This window comes from Pseudomonas sp. SIMBA_068 (assembly GCF_046534705.1).
In the GTDB taxonomy this organism is placed as follows: domain Bacteria; phylum Pseudomonadota; class Gammaproteobacteria; order Pseudomonadales; family Pseudomonadaceae; genus Aquipseudomonas; species Aquipseudomonas putida.
Genome location: NZ_JAWRYI010000001.1, coordinates 1,033,716 through 1,050,181 on the forward strand (window position 1 = coordinate 1,033,716; position 16,466 = coordinate 1,050,181).

Here is a 16,466-nt window from a genome sequence, read left to right on the forward strand (position 1 = left end):
TGGGGGCGGGCTCCGGCGGGTGGGAATACAGCCCGGGCCAGGTTGGCGCGGGCTGTACAGTTTAACCGGTTTTGCCGTATCAGCCTTGTTGCTGTAGCGCACCAAGCATCAGGTCGAGGTTTTGCACCGCCGCGCCGGAGGCACCTTTACCCAGATTATCGAACACTGCGGTCAGCAAGACCTGGCCATGCTCGGGGTTGGCATACAGCGCCAGGCGCAGGTCGTTGCTGTCGTTCAATGCCTCGGGGTCAAGGTTTGCAGCTGCGCCTTGCTGATGCAGCGGCATCACCTGCACATGGCGGGCGCCCTGGTAATGCTGCTGCAGGCAGGCCTGTAGCTGTTCGGCGCTGACCTGGCCCGGTAACAGGCGCAATTGCAGTGGGATACTCAGCACGATGCCCTGGCGGTAGGCACCGTAGCCAGGCATGAACACCGGCCGTGCCGACAGCCCGGCGTGTTGCTGGATTTCGGGTACGTGCTTGTGCGCCAGCTCCAGCCCATAAAGTTGCAAGACCGGGGCCTTACCGGCACCGGGTTGTTCGTGGCGCTCGACCGCCGCGCGACCACCGCCGGAGTAGCCGGAGATGGCATGGATGCCCAGCGGGTAGTCGGCTGGCAGTAACCCGGCCTTGACCAGCGGGCGTAGCAGGGCGATGGCGCCAGTGGGGTAGCAGCCCGGGTTGCTGACGCGCTTGCTTTGGGCGATGCGCTCGGCTTGCTGCTCGTCGAGTTCCGGCAGGCCGTAGACCCAGCCCGGGGTTGTGCGGTGCGCCGAACTGGCGTCGATCACCCGCACCTGCGGGTTGTGGATCGCTGCCACCGCCTCACGAGCGGCGTCGTCGGGCAGGCACAGCAGGGCGATGTCGGCGCTGTTGATGGCCTCGCGGCGGCGCTGCGGGTCTTTGCGCTCGGCCTCGGGCAGGGTGAGCAGGCGCAGGTCGCTGCGGCCTTGCAGGCGGGCGTGGATCTGCAGGCCGGTGGTGCCTTGGTCGCCGTCGATGAAGACAACAGGGGTATGCATGGTCAGGGTCCGGTCGGGTTGGGATGGCCCATGCTCGCCTGTGGCTGGACTAAAGGAAATTTGAATATCATGATGCTGATGTTCATTTATTCTGAATATAGGCCAATAAAGACCATGCGCGAAATCAGCCTTGACCGCCTCCGCACCCTGGTGGTCATCGCCGACCTGGGCTCTTTTGCCGAGGCCGCCCGCCAGCTCAACCTGGCACCGCCCACCATCAGCCTGCATGTGGCCGAACTGGAGGCACGTATCGGCGCCCCGTTGCTCAGCCGCACCCGCGGCCAGGTGCGCCCCACGGCCATTGGCGAAACGCTGCTGGCCCGTGCCCGGCGCCTGCTGGCCGACGCCGACCTGGCGCTGGACGAAGTACGCCGACAAGTCGAGGGGCTGACCGGCCGGGTACGCCTGGGCGCATCCACCGGTGCTATCGCCCACTTGCTGCCGCAGGCGCTGGAGCACCTGCGTGCGGACCATCCGGGGATCGACGTGCAGGTACAAGTGCTGACTTCCCAGGCATCGCTGGGGCGATTGCGTGAAGGGACGCTGGATATCGGCCTGGTGGCCTTGCCGCAGGTGGCCGGCAAAGGGCTGACCGTTACCCCCTGGCGGCGGGACCCGATCCTGGCCTACGTACCGGCCGACTGGCAGCCGCCGGCGAGAGTGACACCGGCCTGGCTGGCGCAGCGGGCGTTGATTCTCAACGACAGCAGTACCCAGCTGTCACGGGTTACCGGCGAGTGGTTCGCGGCAGCAGGGTTATACCCCGAGCCGCGAATCGAGCTGAATTACAACGATGCGATCAAGAGCCTGGTCGGGGCCGGGTACGGCGCGACGTTGCTGCCCGAGGAAGGCGAGGCCGCCGAACTGGATCGGCGCATTGCGCGCCGGCCGCTGCGCCCAGGGTTGTGGCGGCAGTTGGGTATCGCCTGCCGGGAAGGCCAGGTGGAACGGGCAACGGGGTATGTGTTGCAAGCCTTGGAGCGCTTGCGACAGTAGGGCGCAGGCGTCGTACATGCCGCTGCGAGTGCGGGTTTTCATCGATTTCCTGTTCGCCGAGACCGGTTTACCGCTGGGCTGAAGCCCTGCGATTCAAGTTTCGGCCAACTATGCTGTTTGCTGCGTCGAGCAAGATACACCTCGACGAACCCTATGGTTTTCCAGGAGAACGCTCCATGAAATCCACGAAATGCATACCCTTGTTGGTGATTGCGTCCGTCCTCAGCTTTGCCGTACACGCAGACCCTGCGAGCAACTGTGAGGCCAAGATCAAGGAACTTGAAGATTTCCACAAGGCCAGCGGCCAGGCGATGCATGGCGGCATGGCCCATGACTTCAAAGTCCACCTGCAAAATGCCAAGGATGCTCAGAGCAAGGGTGATTTTACCCAGTGCCAGTCCTCGGCGGACCAAGCCAAGACGATCTATAACAAGGCGCGTAGCAAGTAAGCCTCGGTCGGCCCCTTCGCGGCGTTACCCGCGAAGGGGCCGGTGCAGGATGGCCCGCTGTCAGAACCAGCGATCGTTCTTCTTCCGCCCACGGGTCAACGCCGGCAAGATCAGCCCGGCCAGCAAGCCCGCACCGGCAATGCTGCCGCCATACACCATGTAGCGCATCATCACCTGCTTGTTCTCGTCACCCAGGCGCGCCTGGGTATCGCGCAGCTCCGACTGGCTCTGGTCGAACTGTTCATTCAGCGCCTTGTTGCGCGCTTCCAGTTCGTCGATGAGCTTTTTCCGTGAGTCGAGGGTTTCCTGCATGCCCTGTACCCGGCTCTTCCAGCTGTCGTCGATGGTCTTCAACTGCCCGGTCAGCTCCACGACCTGGGCGTCGAGTTGCGGCAGGCGCTCGTTCTGGCCCGGCACCGCTTGCAAGTCGTTGCTGAGTATCCATACCACATCGCCATTCTGCCCACGCACCTGGCTGTAATTGCCCTGGGTGCCGAGCAGGGTCAACTGTTGCCCCGACTTCAGGGTACCGACGATGCGGTGGCCGTCGGTGGGGCCGCTGCGCACATAGGTACTCAGGCTGTCGCTGACCCAGCGTGCATCGCTGGCGGGCTCTTCGGCGTGCACCGGCGCGGCAAGGGCCACCAAGGCGGCAATCAGGCCACCGCGCAGGGCAGGGAGGACGGAAGCGGTTGGGCGGGAATCGGGCATGTTGGGTCTTCGCTGAAACAGGACAAAAGTAGGCCCGATGACTGGGCCGATGAACCGGTCGCTGAGTTGACCGTCAGCCAAAGACCCTTTTTTTGTAAGCAGGTTCACTACCTGATATCGGAAATGTCTGCAGGATATTGCAGAACTCGTTCCAGAGCGCTTCGCCGCCGATGCTCTTGTGAATTCAACCGGACAGCCTTTTCATGCGCAAGGGCGGGGCTAGACTCAAAGGTCCATACCCTTCATGGAGCAAGGCCATGACTGCCAAAAACACCGTCTGCCTCTGGTACGACAACGATGCCGAAGAAGCCGCCAACTTCTACGCCAGCGTCTTCCCGGACAGCAAGGTGGTCGCACTGCACCCGGCGCCAGCTGACTACCCATCGGGTAAGGAGGGCGATGTGATTACCGTCGAATTCACTGTCATGGGCATACCCTGTGTGGGGCTCAATGGCGGCTCGACGTTCAAGCACTGTGAAGCGTTTTCGTTCCAGGTCAGTACCGAAGACCAGGCCGAAACCGACCGCTTGTGGGATGCGATCATCGCGAATGGCGGCGAGGCCAGCGTCTGTGGCTGGTGCAAGGACAAGTGGGGGATCTCCTGGCAGATCACCCCCCGTATCCTGATCGAGGCCATCGGCCACAGCGACCGCGCGGCGGCCAAGCGGGCGTTTGAGGCCATGATGCAGATGGGCAAGATCGATGTCGCCAGGATATCAGCGGCATTGAAGGGGTGAACCGTAGGCGTTTCATGGACTGTGGTTATCGATTTGCCCTGGAAAATCGCTTATCGAGGGGGCGCTGTTCCATCACTCAAGTGGCGCCCCCGAACCAGGCGCTTTACCCGCCCGCTCCTGCAAGGGACCGGGCCGGGTTGGCGTGTCAGGTTTCGGACACTTCGCCCGCTGCTACCGCCTCCTTCACCGCAGCCTTCTTCTCCTGCACCACGATGTAGAACTCCTCACCATGCTTCACCGCCCCATACAACACGGCCTTCTCGATCAGCTCGTTGCCGCGCAGGTGACGCAGCATCATCGGGTCCTTACGCAGGTCGCGGTACAGCGCCAGGCACAGCAGCACCATCACCACCACAAAGGGCAGGGCCACGACGATGGTCAGGTTCTGCAGCCCGTTCAGCGCCTGGCCCGGGTCTCGCGGGTCGCCGATCGCCAGCATGATCGCCGCCACCGTCCCGGTCAGCGCGCCCCAGAAAATCACCGTGCGCCGCGATGGCGCGGTGGTGCCGTGTTCCGACAGCGTGCCCATCACCAGTGACGCCGCATCGGCACCGGAAACGAAGAAGATGCCCACCAGGATCATCACCAGCACCGAGGAAACCGACGCCAGCGGGTAGCTGTCCAGCAGCTGGTACAGCGCGTGGTTGCTGTTGACCGCACCGTTGGCCAGCTGGAAGGCGCCTTCGCGCAAGGCATCGATGGATGCACCGCCGAAAATGGTGAACCACACCAGGCTGACCAGGCTCGGCACCAGCAGCACCCCGGTGACAAACTGGCGAATGGTGCGGCCGCGGCTGATACGGGCGATGAACATACCCACGAACGGTGTCCAGGAAATCCACCAGGCCCAGTAGAACACGGTCCAGCCGGCCAGCCAGCTGTTCATCTGATCGCCGCCGCTGGCGTTGGTGCGGGCCATCATTTCCGGCAGCATCTTGATGTAGATACCGATCGAGGTCGGCAGCAGGTTGAGCATGAGCAGGGTAGGGCCGACCATGAACACGAACGCCGCCAGCACCAGTGCCAGCACCATGTTGGTGTTGGACAGCCACTGGATGCCCTTGCCGATGCCCGACACCGCCGAGGTGACGAAGGCAATGGTCAGCAGGGTGATGATGGCGATGTAAAACAACTTGCCGGGGCTTTCGACCCAGCCGTTGTATTCCAGCCCGCCGGCAATCTGCAGCGCACCCAGGCCCAGCGAGGCCGCCGAGCCGAACAGCGTGGCAAAGATTGCCATCATGTCGATCAGGCGGCCGAGCGGGCCGTTGGCGTGCTTGCCGATCAACGGCCGGAATGCGGCGGATATCAGCTGCGAGCGGCCACGGCGGTAGGTGCCGTAGGCAATCACCAGGCCGACGATGGCGTACATCGCCCAGGGGTGCAGGGTCCAGTGGAACAGGGTGGTGGCCATTGCCACCTGCATCGCTTCGCTCGTCTGCGCGGTGGCCGAGCCGGGTGGCGGCGTCACATAGTGGGACAGCGGCTCGGCAACGCCGAAAAACATCAGGCCGATGCCCATGCCGGCGCTGAACATCATTGCCACCCAGGACACCGTGCGGAATTCTGGCTGTTCGCCATCACGACCTAGTGGCACCCGGCCATAACGGCTGGCGGCCAGCCACAGCACGAACACCACGAAAAGCGTCGAGGTGAGCACGAAGAACCAGCCAAAGTTGAGGATGACCCAGGATTGCGCGCTGGAGGCGCTGCTGGCGAGGCTGGCCTGGTTGAGAAAGCCCCAGAGGACGAACGCGATGGCCAGCAGGCTGGTGAAACCAAAGACAATCCAGTCGAGTTTGCCCTCGAAATGCCGGTCCTGGCGGGCTTCTGCGGTTTTCGAGGGGTCTGTCACGCCAAGGTCGAGTGTTTCGATGATGTGTTCCTTTGCCATGAATGATGAGGCCCCTTTGTGGTTTACCTGAACGCGCAGGCTTCTTGTTGTATGGGCGACCGAGTTCGATGACGGCCTCGGCGGGGAGATTGCCGGCCGATTATCCTGTGCCTGAAACGGCTGTACCTGTCCCGTAAACGTCCTGGGGCGTCCATTGCGCGACCTGCCAAATACTTTTAGTTCTGGGGGCGGTGGCCCTTTCTGCCTCGCGTTCTGGTACCCTGTGGGCATTACCCTGGCCTGCACATCCGGGCACCGTAGAAGCGTTGCTGCTTGTGGGCCAGGCCGCACCAGGAAACGGAGATTCGTCAATGGCCACTGACCGTGTGAGCCTGATTCATTTCGATAAATTGAGCATGAGCCCTGCCGCCGCCGATCGGTTCCAGAACGCCCTCGATGCGCTGGCAGCGCTCAAGCTGCAGGACCGTTACGTGTACCTCATCGCTCCTTATCTGGGTGATATCGCTGACGCCTCTGACGCTGAGCAACTGGACACCGCCCTGGGCCAGTGCATTCGTGTGGTCGATGAACTGCTGGCTGCCAGGTCGGTCAGCAGCGCCAAGGCTGAAGAAGTACGCCAGGTGTTCCACAGCGCGGCCGAACGTGCACGGGCAGACATGGCCGGCTGAGTGGTGGCATGGCCAAAGACATCGATAACCCCTGCGTCTCGTTATGCCAGCTCAACAGCGAGCTATGCGTGAGCTGTGGCCGCACCCGTGACGAAATTCGCAAATGGCGGGGCATGAAACGCCCGGAAAAGATGGCCACCGTGCAGCGTGCGGCGACACGGATGAAAGCTATCGCCAAGAAGGCAGCCAAGCGGCAGAATGCTGACTGAACCTGCGTGCCCTGCGCACGGCCTACCTTGATCTGCTTGACGAGCCTGAAATGGATTCTCACTCGCTGTTTGCGTTTACCCTGGTCGCCGCCATCGCGATCGCCAGCCCCGGTCCTGCCACCCTGATGGCCATCAACAACAGCCTTGCGCACGGCCAACGCAGTGCCATCTGGTCGTCGCTGGGCAATGGCTCGGGCCTGTTCTGCCTGTCGGCTGCGGCCATGCTTGGGCTGGGCGCGTTGCTGGCCAGTTCCGAAGTACTGTTCAACGCCGTGAAGATCCTGGGGGCAGGCTATCTGTTCTACCTCGGTGCGCGGCAGTTGCTGAAAAAGAGCCCGATGCTGGAGCAGGGCGCTGCCGAGGGTGCTGTCAAGGTACGGCCCACACCGCTCAAGTTGTACAAATCGGCTTTCCTCACAGCGGTGACCAACCCCAAGGCAACCATGTTCTTCACTGCGCTGTTCCCGCAGTTCATCGACCAAGGGGCGGCCCTGCTGCCGCAATTCCTGACCCTGACCGGGATCTTCGTGGGCTTGTCGCTTGCTTCGCTGAGCTTGTATGCCGCACTGGCTGCGCGGGCCAAGGGTGTACTGACCCGGCCGTCGATGTCACGCTGGGTCAGCCGGGTGGTGGGTACCACCTTTATCGGCTTTGGCGCGGCGATTCTGGCAATGCGTCGGCAGGGCGCCTGAGGCCCATGGGCCGCAACGCGGCCCCGTTCTCAAGCCTTGGTACGCATCTGCAGCAAACACCCCGAATCGGGTGCACTGCCCAGCACCTCCAGCTTTAGCGCCTGCCGGGCACTGGTAATGAACAGCGTGGTGCCATCTTCCCCGCCAAAACACAGGTCGGTCGGGCAGGGCACCGGCAGGCCGATCATGCGCTCCAGGTTGCCGTCTGCATCGAAGCGGGCCAGGCTCCAGCCGTCCAGCTGGGTGGTCCACACGCCGCCGGTGGCATCCAGCGCCAAGCCGCCCAGTCGGCCACCGCCCCGCGGCAGCGAGGCCAGCCTGCGCATGCTGCTGCTGCCAGGCTGCAGCAGCAAGATGTCGCCAGACTCCGGTGCCAAGGCATACACCGCGCTGCCCTTGGCGTCCCAGCGAAAGGCACTGACCTGCTCTGGTAACGCCCAGCCATGGCGTAGTTCGCCTTCGGCGCTCAGCTCGCCGATCAGGCAGCCACTGGCCGTTTTCCCACACGCCCACAGCGCGCCGGAAGGGTGTGTGGCCAGTGCCAGCAGGCGACTGCCGAGCAAATCCTGCCGGGGGTGTTCGTGGCCGTCCCAGTCGATCAGCGACCAACCGCCAGCCTGGGCTACCAGCAAACCGTCGGGGTGCAGTTCCATACCGCGTACGGGCAGGTCGAGGCGGGTCAACAGTCGGCTGCTGTGGCCATCCCAGCAATGGATGGCCGGTGCCAGGGTGTCTGCCCAGTACAACAGCCGCTGACCGGCATGCCAGCGCGGGAACGCCCCGTGGAATGCCCAGGGCCCAGGTAGCACGCCGATCTCGCCCCCAGCTTGTGGCGCGTTGTCCGGGCGTAGCTGTTCTCCCACCCGGCGTGCCGCCTCGGCCAGCTCCGGGCCGAGCAAGGTCAGGCGCTCCAGAGTCAGGCGGTACGCTGGCCCAGCGACGCTCAGGGCTCCCCGTACCTGCCCTTGCTTGTCGATGATCGGCGCGGCGACGCAGCGAATGCCCAGGCGGATTTCTTCATCGTCCAGCGCGTAGCCGCGGGCCTGGGTGATCTGCAATTCGGCCAGCAGCCTGCGGCGGTCGGTGATGGTCAGTGGCGTCAGCGGCGCCAGCACCAGGCCTTTGAGGATTTCGTCGCGTGCCGAGGGCGTCAGAGCCGAGAGAATTGCCTTGCCTTGCCCCGTGCAGTACACCGGCTTGCCCTGGCCCAGGCTGGCTGCCGAGCGTTGGGTGTGGGCGCCCTCACAGCGCTCCAGCGACAACACCTGGTTACCGTCGAGCACTGCCAGGTATGAGGTTTCGCCGGTCAGGTCGCGCAAGGCGCGCAGTTCTTCGCTGGCCGCCGCCACCAGGTCGGGCTCCAGGTAGGCATTGCGCACCATTTCCAGGTAGTTGAAGCCCAGCCGATAGACCTTGCGGGTCGGGTCGCGGCGGATCATGCCCCGCTCCACCAGCGTGGCGATGATGCGGTACAGCGTGGTACGTGGTAGCGGCACCTGTTCGGCCAGTTCGGCCTGGCTGATGCCGCTCGCGCTTGCGCCAATGGCCTGGAGCACGTCCAGGGCTTTTTCAAGTGCTGCAGTGCCTTCACCCGTTTTCATTGTTTTCCCACCCTTTGGAACATGGCCGCGTAAGCGTACAGAATGCCCCTTTCTCGTGGGAAATTCCGCCATAGAATCAGCCTCAGCAGGGCTTGCAATGAAAATGAGTCCCACATCGTGGGAATTCACCCTTGCAGCCCATCGGATGAAACCGCGAGGAGAACCTACAACAATGTCCGTCATCCACAACTACGCCGATGCTCACGAGAGCGTCTCCGGCAAGCAGGTCGAAGTCAGCGACGAAGTGCTGGCCAAGCTCGCCACCTGCAGCAGCGGCTCGCTGACCACCCAGTTGTTCAAACGCGGCTTCCGCCAACCGGCGCTGGTCGGCCTGCGTGCCATGACCCGTGACGTCAAACCGTTCGCCGGCCGTGCCTTCACCATGCGTTTCATCCCGGCCCGTGAAGACATCGACACGTATTCGACCATGACCACCAAGCCCAACGACGACAACCTGCAATGGGTGGGCGTGGAGCAGATCAAACCCGGCGATGTGTTGGTCATCGACAGCCGCAACGACCCGGCAGCCGCCTCGGCTGGCAACATCCTGGTAACCCGCCTGCTGGCCCGTGGTGCCAAGGCCATCGTTACGGATGGTGCCCTGCGTGACGGCAGTGAAATCGCCAGCATGAGCCTACCGGCGTATGCCCGTGAAATCACTGCCACCACGCGTATTTCCTACCACCACGTGGCCGATTTGCAGGTGCCGATTGGGTGCGCGGGCGTGGCTGTGTACCCGGGTGACATCATCGTCGGCGACGCAGATGGCCTGACCGTGGTGCCGGCGAACGTGGCTGAAGAACTGGTCGAGGTGTGCAGCGTGCAGGACGACATCGAAAACTACCTGGCCATGCGCATCGCCTCGGGTGAAGCGCTGTGGGGCGTGTACCCGCCGAGCCCGGCGTCGGTGTCCGACTATCACGCCTGGGTCGCGGCCGGGCGCCCGGCGATCCCTTCGATTATCGACAAACAGGAGGCCTGAGCCATGGCAGAGCACAAGCATGCGCAATTGATTCGTCGCTATTTCGAAGCCTGCAACGAAGGCGACTACGACAAGCTGGTGTCCTGCTTCACCCCGGACGCCGTGCATTACTTTCCGTCAGGGCTACCGGAAATTCCATGGCGCACGGCCGACACCATCGCCAGCAAGTGGGTGTGGTGCGTGGAGAACCTGGGGTCGCAGTGGACCATCGAGAAGATTCTGGTCAGCCACGACAGCAACGAAGCAGTGATCGAGTGGACCCACTGGAAAAGCAAGCTGGGCACCGCGCTGCGCGGGGATGAGTGGTACGTGTTCGATGAGCAGAGCGGGTTGATCAAGGAGATCCGTGCCTATTACGCATCACCTGCTGATAAAGACGTGGCGATCAACGAACTGGTCGATTTCGACTATGTCGGCCGCGGGTATCACCTCGAGCCGAAGGCGCGATAAGGCCACGGGCCTCTTCGCGGGCACGCCCGCGAATGGCCGCACCGCAATGTTGAAGGAGTTTTCAATGACCAACCCGCAAAACCCCGGCTTTGCAGCCATCGACGCCGTTGTCGCCAAGTCCGCCGCCGCCGCCGACTTCTGGGCCGACTCCAGCGCCACCCAGCGCGCCACTTTGTTGCGCGGCCTGGCCACCGCCCTGGAACAGCAACAAGCCGAACTGGTCGCCATCGCCGACCGCGAAAGCGGCCTGGGCGAAGCACGCCTGAATGGCGAAGTGGCGCGCACCGCCTTCCAGCTACGCGGCTTCGCCAGCGAAGTGGAAGCCGGAGTGCCGTATCGCCAGGTCGATGACCAGGCCATTGCCGGCGCTCCGCCCGCCGGCCGCCCCCGCCTGACCCGGGTGCAGCGCGCACTGGGCCCGGTGGCGATGTTCTCGGCCAGCAACTTCCCCTTCGCCTTCTCGGTGCTGGGCGGTGATACTGCCTCGGCCTTGGCTGCTGGTTGCCCGGTGGTGGTCAAGCCGCATTCGGGTCACCCCGAGCTGTCCCGCGCCGTATTCGCCCTGGCCGCTGGCGTGGTCCGCGCCCAGGGCCTGCCGGAAGGCCTGCTGACCCTGGCCGAAGCGCCTGACCGCGCCACCGGCACCTATCTGGTGCAGCACCCGATGATTGCAGCGGTGGCTTTCACCGGCTCCTACCAGGGCGGTAAAGCCCTGTGGCAGGCGGCCAATGCGCGCGCTCGCCCTGTGCCGTTCTTTGGCGAGCTGGGTTCGATCAACCCGCTAGTGGCCTTGCCTGCCGCGCTGGAAAAAGACAGCGAAAACCTGGCCAGGACCCTGGCGGCGTCGATCACCCTCGGTTGCGGGCAGTTTTGCACCAGCCCAGGCGTGATCGTGCTGCTCGATTCGCCGCACAGCCAGCGCTTCGTCGCCCAACTGGCCGAAGCCATTGCGCCGATCGCCACGCATCGTATGCTCACCCCGGGCATGCAGCAGGGGTTCGAAGCCGCTGCCGCCACGGTGGCCGCCAACGCCACGCCGGTGTTCACCGCGCATGCCGATGGCGCCGGCCCGGCACCGCGCCTGTTCGCCACCGACGCCGCTGCGTTCATCGCCAATACGCACCTGCGTGAAGAGATGTTCGGCCCGGCGGCGCTGATTGTCACTGCGCAGTCGGTAGCCCAGGTCGCCGAAGTGCTCGACGCCGTGGGTGGCACCCTGACTACCACGCTGTGGGGCCTGGACGCCGAAAGCGAAGACAACCGCCAACTGCTGCGTGCTGCCCAGCGTGTGTCCGGACGCGTGCTGTTCACGGGTGTGCCGACTGGTGTTGCCGTGTGCCACGCCCAGCAGCACGGTGGCCCGTGGCCGTCGTCCACCGCCCCGCAGACCACCTCGGTTGGCTATGCCGCCATCGAGCGATTCCTGCGCCCGGTGGCCCTGCAGGACGCGCCGGCCTGGGTGCTGGGCTGAGGAGGGCAGGGCGATGATGCGACATATCGTGCTGTTCCGCCGCCTGCCTGGCGTCGAGGCGCAGCCTGAACGGGAAGCGACATTGGTGGCGCAGATGCGTGACCTTGCGCAGCAAATCGACTTCATCCGCGACTGGAGGGTCGCCGCCAACGAGCTGGAGCGGCCGATCTGCTGGGACTACATCCTCGAGTCCAGCTTTGACGATGCCGATGCGGTAAAGCGTTACCTGCCACACCCGGCGCACCAGGCCCTGGTCGCCGACCTCAAGCAGTACTTCGAGTGGGTGGCGGTGGATTACAGCGTCTAGACCCCTGATCAGCACTTGGCCCACTGGTTGGGGCCAGGCGCTATAACAAAAAAGATCTGGCATCACCGGTGCCGGGCGGAGTCGTACATGAACAAGAAAAAGAATTATCGCTGGACGATCCTGACCATGTTGTTTCTGGCCATGATCATCAACTATGTCGATCGCGCTGCCTTGTCGATCGCCATGCCCTTCATTACCCAGGAGTACCACCTCACGCCGGCCGAGAAGGGCATGATCTTCAGCAGCTTCTTCTTCGGCTATGCGCTGTTCTGCTTTGTGGGTGGCTACCTGGCCGACCGCTTCGGACCCAAGCGCGTGCTGACCTGGTCGATGGGCTTTTGGTCGGTGCTGTGCGGTTCCACCGCACTGGCGTTCAATTTCTGGTCGTTGCTGATCGTGCGTGCACTGTTTGGCGTGGGCGAAGGGCCGGTGTCCACCACCGCCAACAAGACCGTAAACAGCTGGTTCCCGATCAAGGAGCGCGCCCGCGCCATCGGCATCAACCAGGCCGGCGGCCCGCTGGGTGGCGCCCTGGCCGGCCCGATCGTAGGCTTTCTCGCCCTCTGGCTGGGTTGGCGCGTGGCCTTCGTGGTGATCGCCGTGATCGGCGTGCTGTGGGCCGTCGTCTGGTGGCGCATGGCAGCGTCAACGCCCAAGGAGCACCCGCTGGTGTCAGCCGAAGAGCTGGCGCTGATCAACGAGGGCCGCGAGGTACCGGTCACTGCGGTGGCGGACGCGCCACGCACGCCGGTGCTGCAGATTATCCTGCAGCGTTCGGTGCTGGTCACCGGTGTGTCGCTGTTCTGCTACAACTACATCCTCTATTTCTTCATGACCTGGTTCCCCAGCTACCTGATTGACGCCAAGGGTATCGACCTGAAGGCCATGAGCATCGTCACTGCGCTGCCGTGGCTGGTGGGGACGGTGGGGTTCATCTGTGGTGGCCTGCTGATCGACTGGGTGTTCAAGCGCACCGGCAAGCAGTTGTTCTCGCGCAAGGTGGTGCTGGTGACCTGCCTGCTGATCGCCGCCGTGTGCATCGGGCTGACCGGCCAGGTGCAGAGCGTGACCAGCACCGTGGCGGTGATGACCGTGGCCATCGGCTTCCTGATGCTGACCGCACCGGCCTACTGGTCGCTGATCCAGGATGCCGTACCGGATCATCAGGTGGGAACCGCAGGTGGCTTCATGCATGGGCTTGCCAACCTCAGCGGCATCGTCGCGCCCACCGTGACCGGCTTCATCATCCAGTCCACCGGCACTTACGCCAGCGGCTTCGGACTGGCGGCGGCCCTGGGTATCCTGGGAGCGCTCATCGTTGCCTTGTTCGTCGGCCAGAAGCCGGCCAAGCAGGCCGCCGTGGCCGCCACCGCCTAAGCTGCGCGCACGCCTGGCGGCGGAATGCCGCCAGGCCCTTTGCACCACCTTTGTTTTTCGGGAATTCGCCATGCCTACGCTACTTGTCACCGGCGCCGCCGGTATCGTTGGAACCGCTCTGCGCCCTTACTTGCGCGAACGCTTCAACCTGCGCCTGCTGGACCGTCGCCCCGTCACCGACCTGGCTGCCGGGGAAACCGTGCTGGTCGGTGACCTGGCCGACCCGGCCTTTGTCCGCCAGGCAGCGCAAGGGGTCGATGCGGTGCTGCACCTGGCCTGTGCCCACGGCACTGATATCCAGTTCCAGAGCACCGTGGAGCCCAACTACCACGCCACCCTGTACCTGCTGGAAGCTGCCCAGCGCGCCGGCGCCAAGCGTTTTGTGTTCGCCAGCAGCCACCATGTGCTTGGCCAGTACCACAGCGAGGCAGCGACCCACTTCGATGACAGCCCGGTAGCGCCGGACAGCTACTACGCCCTGAGCAAAGTGTTTGGCGAGGCGGCTTGCGCGACCTTCTCGCAGCGCAGCGAGCTGGCCACCTTCATCGTGCGCATTGGTAATGCCGATGCCAAGGTGGCCGATGCCCGCCGCCTGCGCTTGTGGACCAGCGCCCGCGACCTGGCCCAGTTGGTGCTGATCGGCCTGGAGCACCCGCAGGTGCGTCACGACATCGTCTACGGTGTGTCGGAATGCCCAGACGCCTTCTTCCACAACCGCCGCGCGCGCGAACTGGGTTACCGGCCGCAGGACAATGCGGCCGATAACCTGGCAGATAATTTCCTCGCCTATGAGGCCATGGCAGCGGTTGGTTCCGGTCGCGATCATGTGGGCGGCGCCTACGCCGGCGTTCCTTTGGCCAGTGTGCTGGAGCAAGCATGAAAATCGTCCGTATCGATACGCAGATCGTCGAAATTCCCTTTCACGATGGCGGCAAAGGCCAAGGCATCACCCCGACCACCTGGCACACCCTGGAAAACGTGCTGATTCGCCTGGAGGACGAGCACGGCAACGTCGGGTGGGGTGAAGCTTTCGGCTATTTCGTCGCTGATGCCACCAAGGCCCTGATCGACCGCCTGATTACACCTTTGCTGGCGGGGCGGCAGGTGGATGATATCGCCGCGTTCAACCGCGAGCTGCAGCTGCGCCTGCACCTGTTCGGCCGCTATGGGGTGACGATGTTCGCCATCTCCGGGGTCGATATTGCCCTGTGGGATCTGGCGGCACGCCGCGAAGGCGTGCCGTTGCACAAACTGCTCGGCCAGGCCCGGCGCGAGCAGGTGGCAGCTTATGCCAGTCTGGTGCGTTACGCCGACGACGAGGTTGCCCCGGTAATCTGTGAAAAGGCCCTCGCGATGGGCTTTCGCGATATCAAACTGCATGAAGTGACGGTGCCGGAAGTTGCCGCCTGCCGCCGGGCTATTGGCTTCGATGTGCCGTTGGCCACCGATGTGAACTGCAGCTGGAGCGTGGCCGATACGCGCGAATGGCTGCCGCGGTTGTCCGAGCTGCAGTTGGCCTGGCTGGAAGAGCCGATCTTCCCGCCCGAGGACTTCGCTACCCTGGCCAACCTGCGCGGGCATGGCGTGCCTTTATCGGCGGGCGAGAACTGGTGCACGGCGGTGCAGTTCGAGCAAGCCCTGCTGGCCGGTGCGGTGGACTCGATCCAGCCCAGCGTGACCAAGGTCGGCGGTATTTCAGAGTGCTTGCGCATTGCTGCACTGGCCGAGCGGCATGACGCGGTCGTGCTGCCGCATTGTCCGTACTTTGGCCCCGGGCTGGTCGCCACCTTGCACCTGGCTGCGGTGCAGCCACGGGTGCCGCAAGTGGAATACCTGTTCGTCGAACCGGCCGGCTGGCTGTACCCGGTGGAACAGTTGCGTCAGGGCAATCAGCTGCAAATCCCGCAGGGGCCGGGCCTGGGCCTGGACATTGACCTTGCCGTGGCCGAGCGCTTCCGCCGCTAAGCCTACTTCATCACCCGTTGAGCTTCCCACCGCTGCGCTCCGGCGCAGCGGCAGGGCCATGCCGTGCCCGGAAAAGGGCACAGGAGGTTCCATGCAACCCTTGCTGCTGAGCAATGCCACCTGGTCACTTGGCCTGCTTCCGACCTGGGGCGGGCGTATCGCCCACCTGCGTGCGGACGGGCTCGACCTGTTGCTGCCGATTGCTGTCGGGTCGTTCGACCCGCTGGACTGGCCCCGGGCCGGTGCTTATCCGCTGATGCCGTACTCCAACCGTATCCGCAATGCCCGCCTGCATTTCGGGGGCCGCGATTACGCTTTGCCAGCGCACCCCGCCGCGCAGCCGCACACCTTGCACGGCGTGGCTCATGCCGTGCCGTGGCAGGTAGTGGAGGAGGGGGGGCAATGGCTGACCCTCGCCTGCGACTACCAGGGCGAACACTGGCCCTGGGCATTCCGGGCTGAGCAACGTTTCGTGCTTGACGGCAAGCGGCTGCGCATCGAGCTGGCGCTGGTCAATCGGGGGGAGACACCGATGCCCGCAGGGCTGGGGCTGCACCCTTACTTCAAGCGTCACCCCGGCATGACGGTCCGTTACCACGCAGGCCGCGAATGGCAAATCGACGACCAGTATCTGGCCACCGGCGATTTCCGGGAGATGACCCAAGCGCTGTTGATCGATGCCGACGGCGCCCAGGGGCTGGCGCACTACCAGTCATGCTGGGATGGTCAGTTGCAGCTCGACTACACCAGCGGCAGCCTGTGCCTGCAGGCTAGCGGGCCGCTGAGCCATTTTGTTGCCTTCGCCCCTGTCGGCAGCCCCTACCTGTGCCTGGAGCCGGTTTCGCACCTGGCCGATGCGTTCAATCAGCCGCGGGACAGTTGGGAGCAGACCGGTACCCATGAGCTGGCCCCCGGCCAACGCCTGCAGGCATCCCTCGATTTCACCTGGCAAGGACGCTGAGTTACTGCCCGACC

Annotated in this window: 18 protein-coding genes; 14 read left to right on the forward strand and 4 right to left on the reverse strand. The window is 64.1% G+C overall.

Going from position 1 to position 16,466, the window contains the following annotated elements:
* Positions 1–79: 79 nt before the first annotated feature.
* Positions 80–1,021: an N-acetyl-gamma-glutamyl-phosphate reductase gene (argC, locus tag SB756_RS04785; RefSeq protein ID WP_410910287.1), complete on the reverse strand. Its 942-nt coding sequence runs from the start codon at positions 1,019–1,021 to the stop codon at positions 80–82.
* 114 nt (positions 1,022–1,135) lie between these two features.
* On the opposite strand from argC, the gene SB756_RS04790 reads away from it, so the two are divergent.
* Together SB756_RS04790 and SB756_RS04795 are read left to right on the forward strand one after the other, a co-directional pair.
* The gene (locus SB756_RS04790) at positions 1,136–2,017 is read left to right on the forward strand and encodes a LysR family transcriptional regulator (RefSeq protein ID WP_341798594.1); all 882 of its coding nucleotides are present in this window, start codon (positions 1,136–1,138) and stop codon (positions 2,015–2,017) included.
* A 176-nt stretch (positions 2,018–2,193) separates the two neighbouring features.
* Positions 2,194–2,466, forward strand: coding sequence for a hypothetical protein (locus SB756_RS04795; protein WP_016499280.1), 273 nt, complete (start codon positions 2,194–2,196; stop codon positions 2,464–2,466).
* Positions 2,467–2,526: 60 nt separating this feature from the next.
* Here the strand turns inward: SB756_RS04795 and SB756_RS04800 are convergent, their stop codons facing one another.
* The gene (locus SB756_RS04800; protein WP_341798596.1) at positions 2,527–3,177 is read right to left on the reverse strand and encodes a TIGR04211 family SH3 domain-containing protein; all 651 of its coding nucleotides are present in this window, start codon (positions 3,175–3,177) and stop codon (positions 2,527–2,529) included.
* A 257-nt stretch (positions 3,178–3,434) separates the two neighbouring features.
* On the opposite strand from SB756_RS04800, the gene SB756_RS04805 reads away from it, so the two are divergent.
* On the forward strand, positions 3,435–3,914 hold the full coding sequence (locus SB756_RS04805; RefSeq protein WP_410910288.1) for a VOC family protein: 480 nt from the start codon (positions 3,435–3,437) through the stop codon (positions 3,912–3,914).
* 145 nt (positions 3,915–4,059) lie between these two features.
* Here SB756_RS04805 and SB756_RS04810 read toward each other — a convergent pair whose 3' ends face one another.
* A complete protein-coding gene (locus SB756_RS04810; protein WP_341798598.1) occupies positions 4,060–5,808 on the reverse strand; it encodes a BCCT family transporter in 1,749 nt (582 codons plus the stop codon).
* A gap of 311 nt (positions 5,809–6,119) precedes the next feature.
* Between SB756_RS04810 and SB756_RS04815 the strand changes: the two genes are divergently transcribed.
* From SB756_RS04815 to SB756_RS04825, 3 genes are read left to right on the forward strand one after another with little or no spacing between them, the layout of a single operon-like run.
* Positions 6,120–6,437 carry a hypothetical protein gene (locus SB756_RS04815; protein ID WP_341798599.1) on the forward strand — a complete coding sequence of 106 codons (318 nt, stop codon included), beginning with the start codon at positions 6,120–6,122 and terminating at the stop codon, positions 6,435–6,437.
* Between the two features lie 8 nt (positions 6,438–6,445).
* Positions 6,446–6,646 carry a DUF1289 domain-containing protein gene (locus tag SB756_RS04820; protein ID WP_012271937.1) on the forward strand — a complete coding sequence of 67 codons (201 nt, stop codon included), beginning with the start codon at positions 6,446–6,448 and terminating at the stop codon, positions 6,644–6,646.
* A gap of 50 nt (positions 6,647–6,696) precedes the next feature.
* Complete coding sequence (locus SB756_RS04825; RefSeq protein ID WP_410910289.1) at positions 6,697–7,338, forward strand: LysE family translocator; 642 nt, start codon at positions 6,697–6,699, stop codon at positions 7,336–7,338.
* 29 nt (positions 7,339–7,367) lie between these two features.
* Here SB756_RS04825 and SB756_RS04830 read toward each other — a convergent pair whose 3' ends face one another.
* Positions 7,368–8,939: an IclR family transcriptional regulator C-terminal domain-containing protein gene (locus tag SB756_RS04830; protein WP_410910290.1), complete on the reverse strand. Its 1,572-nt coding sequence runs from the start codon at positions 8,937–8,939 to the stop codon at positions 7,368–7,370.
* Between the two features lie 172 nt (positions 8,940–9,111).
* Between SB756_RS04830 and SB756_RS04835 the strand changes: the two genes are divergently transcribed.
* From SB756_RS04835 to SB756_RS04870, 8 genes are all read left to right on the forward strand, one after another.
* Positions 9,112–9,921 (forward strand): ribonuclease activity regulator RraA, encoded by an 810-nt coding sequence (locus SB756_RS04835; protein WP_410910291.1) that lies wholly within the window; start codon positions 9,112–9,114, stop codon positions 9,919–9,921.
* A gap of 3 nt (positions 9,922–9,924) precedes the next feature.
* Complete coding sequence (locus tag SB756_RS04840; protein WP_341798602.1) at positions 9,925–10,371, forward strand: nuclear transport factor 2 family protein; 447 nt, start codon at positions 9,925–9,927, stop codon at positions 10,369–10,371.
* Positions 10,372–10,435: 64 nt separating this feature from the next.
* The gene (locus tag SB756_RS04845) at positions 10,436–11,842 is read left to right on the forward strand and encodes an aldehyde dehydrogenase (NADP(+)) (protein ID WP_410910292.1); all 1,407 of its coding nucleotides are present in this window, start codon (positions 10,436–10,438) and stop codon (positions 11,840–11,842) included.
* 13 nt (positions 11,843–11,855) lie between these two features.
* Positions 11,856–12,149 carry a Dabb family protein gene (locus tag SB756_RS04850; RefSeq protein ID WP_410910293.1) on the forward strand — a complete coding sequence of 98 codons (294 nt, stop codon included), beginning with the start codon at positions 11,856–11,858 and terminating at the stop codon, positions 12,147–12,149.
* 87 nt (positions 12,150–12,236) lie between these two features.
* Positions 12,237–13,526, forward strand: coding sequence for an MFS transporter (locus tag SB756_RS04855; RefSeq protein ID WP_341798605.1), 1,290 nt, complete (start codon positions 12,237–12,239; stop codon positions 13,524–13,526).
* A 70-nt stretch (positions 13,527–13,596) separates the two neighbouring features.
* A complete protein-coding gene (locus SB756_RS04860) occupies positions 13,597–14,406 on the forward strand; it encodes an NAD-dependent epimerase/dehydratase family protein (protein WP_410910294.1) in 810 nt (269 codons plus the stop codon).
* Positions 14,403–15,491 carry a mandelate racemase/muconate lactonizing enzyme family protein gene (locus SB756_RS04865; protein WP_341798607.1) on the forward strand — a complete coding sequence of 363 codons (1,089 nt, stop codon included), beginning with the start codon at positions 14,403–14,405 and terminating at the stop codon, positions 15,489–15,491. Before SB756_RS04860 ends, SB756_RS04865 begins: the two co-directional genes overlap by 4 nt.
* 91 nt (positions 15,492–15,582) lie before the next feature.
* Positions 15,583–16,452, forward strand: coding sequence for an aldose 1-epimerase (locus tag SB756_RS04870; protein ID WP_410910295.1), 870 nt, complete (start codon positions 15,583–15,585; stop codon positions 16,450–16,452).
* The last annotated feature ends 14 nt before the right edge of the window (positions 16,453–16,466 follow it).